Raw genomic sequence first — 6,163 nt, forward strand, 5'->3', positions numbered from 1 at the left:
GAACAGCCTTCAGAGCATCGATTAAAGCCAGGGGCGCGCTTCTCTGTGAACTGCGCCCCTGTTTCTCGCCGTGAAAAAAGGGAGCCCCGAGGGGCTCCCTTCTGGCTTTCTATGCCAAGCGGTACTAGAAGTTGACCGGCTCGTCGTAGTAGCAGCACTTCAGGATCTTCTCGAAGTCCTCCGGCTTCGTCTCACGCGGGTTCTCCGGCGTGCAGGCGTCGAGAGCGGCGTTTGCAGCGACCTTCGGGAGCTTCTCGAGGAACTCCTTCTCGGAGACCATGACCGGCTGGTTGTTGTCGTCGGCCTTGATGCCGCCCACAGCATAGTTGTTGATGGACTGCGGGATGTTCAGCTTGTCGTTCATGCCACGGATGTACTGGACAAGGTTGGAGACGAGCTGATCGTTCGTCTCGCCCGGGAGATGCAGGATCTCCTTTGCGACGTAGGCGTAGCGCTCGTTAGCGCGGGAGTCGCGTGCATTCCACTCGATGGCCTTGCCGAGATACATTGCGTTTGCGCAGCCGTGGATGATGTGGCCACCCTCGAAGGCAGCACCGGTCTTGTGTGCCATGGAGTGGACGATGCCGAGAAGGCCCGAGGAGAAGGCGATGCCGGCGATGCACTGTGCCTCATGCATATGGGCACGAGCCTCATGGTCGCCCGTATAGGACTTCGGCAGCCACTCGGTGATCTCACGGATGCCGTGGAGAGCGTTGGCATCGGTGAACATGGAGGCTGCAGTCGAGACGTAGGCCTCGAGGCAGTGCGTCAGAGCGTCCATGCCGGTGTGTGCGCAGAGCTTTGCAGGCATGCTGTAGGTGAGCTCAGGGTCGACAATTGCGACATCCGGCGTGATGTTGAAGTCAGCGAGCGGGTACTTGATGCCCTGCTGATAGTTGGTGATGACGGAGAATGCGGTGACCTCGGTGCCGGTGCCGGACGTCGAGGAGATGGCGCAGAAGTGTGCCTTGTGGCGAAGCTCCGGGAAGTTGAACGGCTTGATGATCTCATCCCAGGACTCGTCAGGATACTCGTAGAAGACCCACATGGCCTTTGCAGCGTCGATAGGCGAGCCACCACCGATTGCGACGATCCAGTCAGGCTGGAACTCGCGCATCGCAGCAGCGCCCTTCTCGACGGTCTCGACGGAAGGATCGGACTCGACGCCCTCGAACAGCTTCACTTCGAAGCCAGCGTCCTCGAGGTCCTTCTGGACATCCTGCAGGAAGCCGCCACGGCGCATGCTGTGGCCGCCGGAAACGATGATTGCCTTCTTGCCCTTGAGGTTCTTGACCTCGTGGCGAGCGCCCTCTCCGAAGTAGACATCACGCGGATTGGTAAAACGACCCATTCTATCCATCCTTTCGTCTGCCGCTGCCAGTCAGAGCAGCGGATACATGCTGTAGACGTCCTTCCCTGGCGTCCCTTGCATGGACATGCACCGAAACCGATTGCCAATGCTCTGCCAATTCAGGTTCGTATCCAGATAGAGCCGTTATATTCACATCTATTCATCTAATCCGCGAATGGATGCTATAGCTCGGCGACGTGACTTGACATATTGGGTCAAACGTTTTCCGCATACGCTTGCTGCATAAAGCAATGCGCCCATCCCGTGAGGGACAGGCGCATCAGCTAGTTCATCTGCTGGAGACGATTAGGCAGTGACCTGCTTCTTCGCATCCATGACCGGGGTCTTCTTGGCCTCTTCATAGTGCTTGCGGCCAAGCTCGCTCCACTCGGGCTCCTCGTCGGGGATGGAGCCTGCCTTCTTGGTGAAGAACTCTTTGAGGCAGTTGTAGGAGACGATGACGCCGAGGACGACGAGCAGGACAGCGAACACAAGCTGGAGACCAGAGGTCAGAAGCACGGAAGCCCCCTTCGCGGTCGTGCCGAGCAGGCCATACGTGGCGATTGCGGCGGTGCAGCCCATGATGGACTGGACGAGCGAGGTGAACGTGCAGCAGAGCAGGAAGACGACGGGGACATAGAGCATCCAGCCCTTGCGGCCAGTGACCTTGCAGAACACAGCGATCGTGATCATCGTCATGCCGCCGAGGAGCTGGTTGGAAGCGCCGAAGAGCGGCCAGATGTTGAGGTAGCCGCCGAAGGTAAGGGACAGGCCGCAGACCAGGGTGACAATGGTTGCGAACCAGGGGTTGCCGACAACCTTCATGACGCCGGCCTTCTCGCGCTCGACAGCGAGAGCGTCGTTGGACTTGGCGAAGAACTCCTGGAAGGAGAGGCGTGCAATACGAGCGACAGCATCAAGGGAGGTAAGAGCAAGAGCGCTCACGCACATCGTCATGAACACGGTGGAGACGGTCTGGTTCAGGCCGCACATGGTCATGCCCTTTGCGATGCCTGCAGCGAAGATCTGGAACGGGGTGGCAGCGGCAGCACCGTTGACGCCTGCGGTGTTCATGTCCTTATACATGATGGCAGCAATGACGATGGCAATCATGCCGACGAAGGACTCGAGGACCATGGCGCCGTAGCCGACAGGGAGAGCGTCGGTCTCATTGGAGACCTGCTTGGAGGAAGTGCCGGTGGACACGAGGCTGTGGAAGCCGGAGAGTGCGCCGCAGGCGACGGAGACGAAGAGGACCGGGAAGAGGAACTGGCCGGAAGCGTTGGTGAAGCCGACGAAGGCAGGAGCGGTCATCTCGCCCTGGCCGTTGGCACCCATGACGAAGATGCCGAGGACAGCTGCGACGATCATGACGACCATCATGATGGTGGTGAGGTAGTCACGCGGCTGCTTCAGGGTCTGGATCGGCATGGCGGCTGCGAACACGAGGTATGCCATGGTCACAGCGATCCAGCCGTTCTCGTCGAGGTAGAGCGGAAGCTGCATGCCGACAGCGAACATGAGGACGAGCAGCACGACAGCGCAGACGAGTTCCTTCCAGCCCTTGAGGTCGAACTTGCGGCAGGCCCAGCCGAAGAGGATGGCGACGAAGGTGAAGAGCAGGGAGATGGTGCCAGCAGCGCCACCGTAGTAGGACTTGGCATAGTCGACAGCACCGCCGTCAGCCACGGTCATCTTGAAGGTGCCTGCAACCATGGAGGTGAAGGCGGCGATGACGATGAGGCAGAAGAGCCAGCTGAAGAGCAGGAACAGGCGACGGCCGGTCTTGCCGATGTACTTCTCGATGAGCTGGGCAAGCGACTTGCCGTTGTTCTTCATGGAAGCATAGAGAGCGCCGAAGTCATGGACAGCGCCGAAGAAGATGCCACCGACGAGGACCCAGAGCATGACCGGGACCCAGCCGAATGCCATGGCGACGATGGTGCCCGTGACAGGGCCAGCGCCGCAGATGGAAGAGAACTGATGGGCAAAAACGGTAAAGCGGGAAGCGGGCGAGAAGTTCTTGCCGTCCTCCATGCGCACTGCAGGAGTCAGAGCATTCTTGTCGACGCCCCACTGATTCGCTAGCCAGCGTCCATATCCGAGGTAGCCAATAATGAGGACCACCGCGCTAACTAAGATGATCGTGATACCGTTCATGTCTTCTTACCTCCTTAGCTTGGACGCCGCGTAGCAGGCCGTTCCCGTACTTCGACGTGTGGTGACGCTGGACATTACACTGATTTCAAAAGCCTGTTTTCAGTGCTGTGAGCGTCTTGTTGCCTCCACACTTCCAGAATTTCGCAATGCGATGCATATTTATGCACTATATCTATTATTTATCTGTCTATATTCATTTGTGCAACAATTTTGCAATCAAATGTACATCCGGAGCTTATTCATCGCGTAACTGACAGTTCATCTTTAAGTAACATTTGGACCAGATTCGCTCCATTTTTAGGCATAAAAAGTACCGTTCACCGAGATACAGGCTCCATTCATCCCGTATTGCCTTTCCTCATGAATACCCTGAACTGTGTCGAAACAGCTACCAAGGGGGCAGGCGCTCCCCCGCCTCCCCAAACTCCGGTACCATACGGGTACCATATATTCAGGAAACCTTGACGGAGGGAGGGATATGGCATTCGATCCGCAGCAGGAAGACTATGAGCGCATGGTCCTGCGCTTCTACCAGAGCATGTCGGCAGACGAAGCAAAGAGCGCAAGCCGGCGCTTCGCCTCGTTCGGCGAGCGCTTCGCGCACAGGAGGGACACTCTTCCCCAGACGGACACCGACCGCGCCTTCCACCTTGTCTCCGAGGCCGCAATACTTATCGACTACCGCCTCCCCTTCGCAGCAGAGTCTGCTGCAAGCTCGCTCATCCAGAAAGCACAGAAGGAGCTCAGCGAGGCGCTCACACTCGACCCCGGCAGCACCGATGCGAGCCGCATGATGGAGGCAGCCGAGCTCTCCTCCTATGAAGGCTACTTCCGCTATCTTGCAGACAACGAGCAGAAGGCGCTTGATGAGGCAGACCGTGCCCGCGCCCGCCTTGTGCGCGACGGCGCCCCCGAAGAGGAGCAGCAGCTTGCCCAGCATCTTGCCTATGCGCCGTACCTTCGCTGGCTTGCCGCCGAGGCGGGACGTGCGCTTGTCTGCGGCCACTACCGCTTCTGCCTTGAGGTCGCAGGCCGTGCGCTTGCGCTCGACCCTCAGGACGAGGCAGGCGTCCTCGATACAGCTGCCTACGCCTACGCAAAGCTCGAAGACGATGAAGGCTTTGCTGCATTGAAGCGCCGCATGGCAGAGGCAGGACGTGCCGAGAGCGCCTGGACACGCATGGCAGCGCTCTCGCTCGCCTTCTCCGCCCATGACCTCGACCGCTCCCGCGACATCCTGCGCGAGATCCTCGCCAGCTATCCCGAGGCAGGCGATATCCTCGTCGCCCAGCACGAGCTTCCCGACGGCGTCTATGCCCGCCTTGCCGTGGAGCCTGGAAGCGAAGACGAGCTCATCCTCGCCGTCTCTGAAGGAGCGATCCTTCTGCAGGAAGGCAGGGACTCTGCAGAGCGGGGCACGCTTTCCACCTGGGTCTCCCAGGAAGTGCCGCGCCTTGTGGCAGAGGGCACCCGTCCCCGCCATATCGGGGCCAAGGCCCGGAAGGGCGGTCTCCGATGAATGCGGCAGAAGAGCTTGAGGAAAGATGCGCCCTCACCCGCTCGCGCAAGCTTGGCGGCCTCACGCCGGCAGGATTCGAAGAGCTCAGGCGCGATGTCCACGAGAACCTTTCCGACTTCATAGAGACCGACGACCAGAGGGCCCTGAATATCCTCAAAGGCGCCCTTGCCCGCTATAACGACTCCGTGAAGGACGACGATCTGCGAGGCGACGACGAGTTCATGGCAGAGCGCAAGAAGCGCCTCTCTGCCCTTGTGGCAGCTGCCCAGCAGGCACAGGGAGAAGATCCCTCCTGCCTCGATGCTGCGCTTATCGAGACCCTTGCCCGCGACCTCGATCCCGAAGCGCTCCTCGATGCGCTTCTGCGCTTGGAGGGGGCCGAGGAGAAGCGCTCAGGCAAGCTCCAGGAGCTCGGCACAAAGGAGACGGATCTCTGGGACGATGTCTATCTGAGGCCGCGCCTGCGCCTGCGTGCTGCCACCGTGAGGACCTGCGTCGATACCGCCCACTACCGCATGGCAGCCTCTCTTGGCCGCGAGGCGCTCGATGTGGCACCGACGGACGCCCTGGGCATCCGCTCGAGCCTGGCCCTGGCCTACGCCCGCCTCGAGGACGAGCCTGCCTTCAACGAGCTCGAGGCCGAGGCCGGACACCATGGCAACGCATGGTGGCACCTTGCCCGTGTGCTTCTGCTCTTCAAGCTCAACCGCATGCCGGCAGCCACCCGTGCCCTCAAGGGCTACATGCGTCTTGTGCACGGCGGCTCCTATGCCCTGCTTCGCCCGGTCTTCGTCGAGCTCTGCATCCCTGACAGGCCTGCCTATGCCCCGAACAGCTTCGAGGAAGCCATGCTCGCCGTGCATGAGGCAGACCCGATCGTGGCCGATACGCCCGATTTCATCAACTGGTGCGAAGACCAGAGCTGGCTTGTCCAGGACGCGATGAAGTTCTGCGATGCGGAAGGCCTCGACTGGGGCGCCTAGGTGGATTTTCCGTCGTGGGAAATGCGTGGAGGTTGATTTCACCTGTCATCCGTACACTCCGGGGGCAGGTCAGGATTCCTGCAGCTAGCCGAACGGATGCAGCTGCCTGTGCACGGCCTCCTTCCTGCCGGAACGGTGTGCAGATTCCGT

The 6,163-nt window shown here is 60.1% G+C and carries 4 protein-coding genes; 2 read left to right on the forward strand and 2 right to left on the reverse strand.

Annotated features, from left to right (window positions below; genetic code table 11):
• Positions 1-124: 124 nt before the first annotated feature.
• A complete protein-coding gene (locus VXJ24_RS07700; RefSeq protein WP_330972344.1) occupies positions 125-1,351 on the reverse strand; it encodes an iron-containing alcohol dehydrogenase in 1,227 nt (408 codons plus the stop codon).
• A gap of 306 nt (positions 1,352-1,657) precedes the next feature.
• Positions 1,658-3,511: a carbon starvation CstA family protein gene (locus VXJ24_RS07705; protein WP_330972345.1), complete on the reverse strand. Its 1,854-nt coding sequence runs from the start codon at positions 3,509-3,511 to the stop codon at positions 1,658-1,660.
• Between the two features lie 478 nt (positions 3,512-3,989).
• Here VXJ24_RS07705 and VXJ24_RS07710 point away from each other — a divergent pair, with 478 nt between their 5' ends.
• Together VXJ24_RS07710 and VXJ24_RS07715 are read left to right on the forward strand one after the other, a co-directional pair.
• Positions 3,990-5,030 carry a response regulator receiver protein gene (locus tag VXJ24_RS07710; RefSeq protein WP_330972346.1) on the forward strand — a complete coding sequence of 347 codons (1,041 nt, stop codon included), beginning with the start codon at positions 3,990-3,992 and terminating at the stop codon, positions 5,028-5,030.
• On the forward strand, positions 5,027-6,013 hold the full coding sequence (locus tag VXJ24_RS07715; protein WP_330972347.1) for a hypothetical protein: 987 nt from the start codon (positions 5,027-5,029) through the stop codon (positions 6,011-6,013). Before VXJ24_RS07710 ends, VXJ24_RS07715 begins: the two co-directional genes overlap by 4 nt.
• Positions 6,014-6,163 lie beyond the last annotated feature (150 nt).

It is taken from the genome of Olsenella kribbiana (assembly GCF_036408795.1).
Taxonomy (GTDB): domain Bacteria; phylum Actinomycetota; class Coriobacteriia; order Coriobacteriales; family Atopobiaceae; genus Olsenella_L; species Olsenella_L kribbiana.